We start from the raw sequence: 4,026 nt of genomic DNA on the forward strand, positions 1-4,026 counted from the left end.
TGATCTCGACAACCGCGAACATCCCGACGACCCACGCGATGGCGATGCTGACCTGCGTGCCGATCGCCGCTCCCGAGGCCACGATGGTAGTGAGGACCAATAGAACCGTCAAAGGTGGCGGCCCCGACGCGAGGCCGATCACCACCGAGACCCATGAAGACCCGTTTTCCCACGCAACGCGGGCGCGGCCGTGCAGCACATGGCCTACCGGATTGCGCCCCGTCGGCGCATCTTGCGCGCGGCCCAGCGGCCGCGAGGTTGCGGTCGGTGTATTCAAGTCCGGCACCAGGGTCGGTGTGGTGCCGCCCGGTGTCGCCAGGTACGCCCGCTGACGCGCCCGGAAGCGGACTGCCATAAACGCGGCGATAAATAGCGTGAGTACACCGATGCCGATTTGAAATTGCCGGATGGTGGGGTTCGCCAAGGTGGCCGGGGTGGCATAACGCTGCGCAAAAGACCTAAAGGCTGGGGTGACGTGCAGCACCATCAGTGGCACCAGCATGTAGGGCACACTCACTGCCATGGCGCCGACCCAGTAAGCGAGCAAGCTCTGCAGTGGCCGCGGCCGAGTGATCATAAGAAGGATGAGGCCGAGACGCAGCGGATCAAGCGCCAGCACAAGCGCGAGGACCAGTACTGGGCTCCACACCGCTGGAACACTACCCCGTTAGTTCTTGTCTGTCGGCTCTTCTGAAGAGCTACCCTGGTTTTCGGACCGGCTGGCGCACGATCCCGTTGCATGCGTGAGAGCCGGGCGCGAGAGTTCGGCGTGCATCCTATGGGCGCTCCCACGCGCCTTAACGACGCTCCCCTTGGCTTCGCGATGGCTTTCGCCCAAACCTCAGCTCAACGGACCCACAACAATGTTCGAACGAGCCTCCAGTCGGTACCGCATCATCTACGAGGTCGAATGCCGCTCGCAGCCCATCGCTGATCCGTCGCATGATGGCCGGCGAAACGGCTCCGGTGAACTTCGTACGTCCTCGGGATAAAGCAGTTCAATGTCGGCGCAAGGCACGCTCCCATGAACCGGCTCGCCCGGCTGAATGTGAACCGAACGCTCCCTCGATCAAATCTTGAATACTCCGTAACACGCCGTCAGTGAAAGTCTAGACTCAGCGCCGGTAGAGCCAGCCAGCATGTGAGACAGGGGCGATTTTGACTATAACCGAGTACGACGTCCGATCTCTGTACCTCGACCTGCTCCGACGCAACCTCACCAGGTATGGGATGCCCGAGCGCATACCCTCGCAGTGGCCACTGCGGAGACGTCTCCTTCTCAAAGCCGTCAACACGCTCTCCTCCATGCGCGCGGGTTCAGGCCCGTTCAATCAGCACGCACGCGAGTTGGGCCTCGACTGGCCTCCGGAGGCTGAGACGATGATCGGGATGCAGAGACTGACCAGTCTGCAGCATTGCGTTGAGACGGTACTGGCCGACGACATCCCCGGTGATCTAATAGAGTGTGGGGTGTGGCGCGGTGGGGCCTGTATCCTGATGCGCGCGGTGCTGGCAGCCTACGGGGATCACACGCGAAGCGTGTGGCTCGCCGATTCGTTCCAGGGCGTGCCGCGCTCGGATCCCGTAAATTACAAAGCAGACAAAGGAATTAGGGCGGAACTCGCTGCGGGCATACTGGGCGTGCCGGAAGCGGAAGTCAGGGCTAATTTCGAGCGCTACGGGCTGCTAGATGACCAAGTCCGCTTTTTTCCTGGCTGGTTCAAAGACACGCTGCGCGATGCCCCGATTGATCGCCTCGCAGTCTTGAGGCTCGATGGCGACCTCTATGAATCCACGATACAAGCGCTCGACGCGCTCTACCCGCGACTGTCCCCCGAGGGTTTTTGCATCATCGATGACTACCAGGCGGTGAAGGCGTGTGAGCAGGCTGTTACCGACTACCGCGCGAAACACGGAATTTCCGCGGAGATCATCGACATCGATGGAACTGGTGTGCTGTGGCGCAAGTAAAGAAGACCTTAGGACGCTGAAGGCGGGTCATTGCAGGAATTTGCGGGCGATCAGCGATGACCTGAGTTCGACAACGCGATCTCGGGCGGCAGGGCCGTACCGGAGAGCCAGCCGTCGACGGTGCGGGCGAAGAGGTCCGGATAGCGCAGGGGCCACTCGTGGTCCATACCGATTGCGACTCCGTCGACTCCGTTGGGCATTCTCTGGGCGAGCGCTGCCGCGGAGCGGCGGATGAGCCGCATCTCCTCGGAGCCGGTTAGAAACAATGTGGGCGAATCCGATTTGTCGAGTCCCTCGGGAATGGTGAACCCCCCGGACGAAGCGACGAGATGGGCGATCTGTGCGGGCGGCAGGAGACGCACATCTTCGTGGTAGTCATCGAGCTTGGCTGAGGGAACCGCCGCAAGGCGCGCATTCCTGCGGATGGTCACCGACTGTTTGATCCAAGCAACCAGCCCCAGCAGGGGCGCTGTCAGCCGAACAACCGGCATCGCGTTAACGATGGTCCCGCACAGCACCGCCCGATCGACGAGTTCTGGCGCGATCGCAAGCAGCTGTGCCCCCACCTGAGCCCCGAGCGACAAGGCCACGAGATGGACCCGGCCGGTGCCCACCCGAGAGCGGACGAGTTCTGCCACCGCAATGGCGGCTCCGTCTATCTTGAATGGGCCCCGCTGGAAGCTCTCGCCGTGCTGGGGCAGATCGGGGACCAGACAGCGGTATCCCTGCATTCGTTCGACCACAGGCTGCCAGCTCCGGCCGCTATATTCCCCGCCGTGCAGGAAGACGATAGCGGGCGCCCCGACCGGACCGGATTCGCGCACAAACAGATCCATGCACGCGATCCTATTGTGCTCTTGACGATACGCTTGCGCGATTGAGGAATGCCATAGCGTCGATTCTTTCAACAGTTCTCAGGCCGGCACGTGCCACTGGATGTGGCCCAGGTTCGCGTTCGCTACCTGGACCGCTAACAAGACGGCGTGTGAACCCGGCAAACCGCACCGCATGAGGCCTCCTCGTCTATCCGAGCGGCCTGGCTCAACTGCTAGCATCGGGCTCAGTGTCAGGGTCAGGTTGCCGAGTAGTGCGGTGGTTGGATCCTGATCACCTGGTGTCTGGCTCGTAGCGTCGGTGCCGCCCGACCACAATGCACGACAAAAGCCTTTCCAACCGGCAGCAACTTGACGTAGGAGAAACTCATGGCTCAAAGCGGTGCCCCGGTGCGGATCGGCATCCTGGGCGCTTCACGCTTCGCGCCGATGATCCTCATCAAACCGGCCCGCGAAAACGACGAGGTCGTGGTGGCGGCGGTGGCAGATCGCGACGTGTCCCAGGCTCGAGCCTTTGCCGCCAAGCACGGCATCGCCCGGGCGCACGACAGTTACGACGCGCTGATCGCCGATCCGGAGCTGGATGCTGTCTACATTGTGCTGCCGAACAGCTTGCACGGCAGGTGGACCCGGGCTGCGCTGGCCGCGGGCAAGCACGTGCTGTGCGAAAAGCCATTCATGGCCAATGCCGTCGAGGCCCGCCAGATCGCCGAATTGGCCGCCCAATCAGACCGGGTGGTGATGGAGGCGATCCAATACCGCTACCACCCGTTGACTTTGCGCGTTGAGCAGATCATCGCCTCAGGGGAGCTGGGCAAACTGGAGCTGGTGGACGTCGCCTTGTGCGTATTGCTGCCTAAGCGCTCCAACGCCAACGTCTACGACTACTCCCTTGCCGGTGGCGCGCTCATGGATGCCGGAGTCTATGTGGTCGACATGTTGCGCACGTTCGGCGGTTCGACTCCGGAAGTCGTTTCGGCACAGGCGAAACTGCGCGGTCCTGAGGTGGACCGGGCCATGACGGCCGAGTTGCGGTTTACAAGTTGGCTCACGGGCCGGGTCCGCTGCGCGCTGTGGTCGTCGGATCTGTTTCGGGCGAGCGCAAAGGTGGTTGGCGACCGCGGCGAGTTGCGTGTGCTCAGTCCAGCGGCACCTCACCTTTTCCGTCGGCTCTCGGTCCGATGAGCCGACAGCAAGCGCGTAGAGCGCTTCCCGGCGCGCA

Annotated in this window: 3 protein-coding genes and 1 pseudogene; 2 read left to right on the forward strand and 2 right to left on the reverse strand. The window is 62.6% G+C overall.

Annotated elements, in window-relative coordinates; translation table 11 throughout:
- Window positions 1-649, reverse strand: a 649-nt coding sequence (locus ACLP9N_RS36895) for a GAP family protein (protein WP_442412026.1), incomplete at its 3' end; no start/stop codon positions are given.
- Window positions 650-1,158: 509 nt separating this feature from the next.
- Between ACLP9N_RS36895 and ACLP9N_RS36900 the strand changes: the two genes are divergently transcribed.
- Window positions 1,159-1,971 carry a TylF/MycF/NovP-related O-methyltransferase gene (locus ACLP9N_RS36900; protein WP_442412027.1) on the forward strand — a complete coding sequence of 271 codons (813 nt, stop codon included), beginning with the start codon at window positions 1,159-1,161 and terminating at the stop codon, window positions 1,969-1,971.
- A 50-nt stretch (window positions 1,972-2,021) separates the two neighbouring features.
- Here ACLP9N_RS36900 and ACLP9N_RS36905 read toward each other — a convergent pair whose 3' ends face one another.
- Window positions 2,022-2,807 carry an alpha/beta fold hydrolase gene (locus tag ACLP9N_RS36905; protein WP_442412028.1) on the reverse strand — a complete coding sequence of 262 codons (786 nt, stop codon included), beginning with the start codon at window positions 2,805-2,807 and terminating at the stop codon, window positions 2,022-2,024.
- A gap of 366 nt (window positions 2,808-3,173) precedes the next feature.
- Between ACLP9N_RS36905 and ACLP9N_RS36910 the strand changes: the two are divergent.
- Window positions 3,174-3,986: pseudogene (locus ACLP9N_RS36910) on the forward strand (Gfo/Idh/MocA family protein); the annotation flags it as partial.
- Window positions 3,987-4,026 lie beyond the last annotated feature (40 nt).

The sequence above is a fragment of the Mycobacterium sp. genome (assembly GCF_052144515.1).
Lineage (GTDB): Bacteria > Actinomycetota > Actinomycetes > Mycobacteriales > Mycobacteriaceae > Mycobacterium.

Bases quoted from the DNA above. Each gene is read 5' to 3' on its own strand.
- ACLP9N_RS36905 (WP_442412028.1), bottom strand. From the start codon at position 2,807: ATGGATCTGTTTGTGCGCGAATCCGGTCCGGTCGGGGCGCCCGCTATC.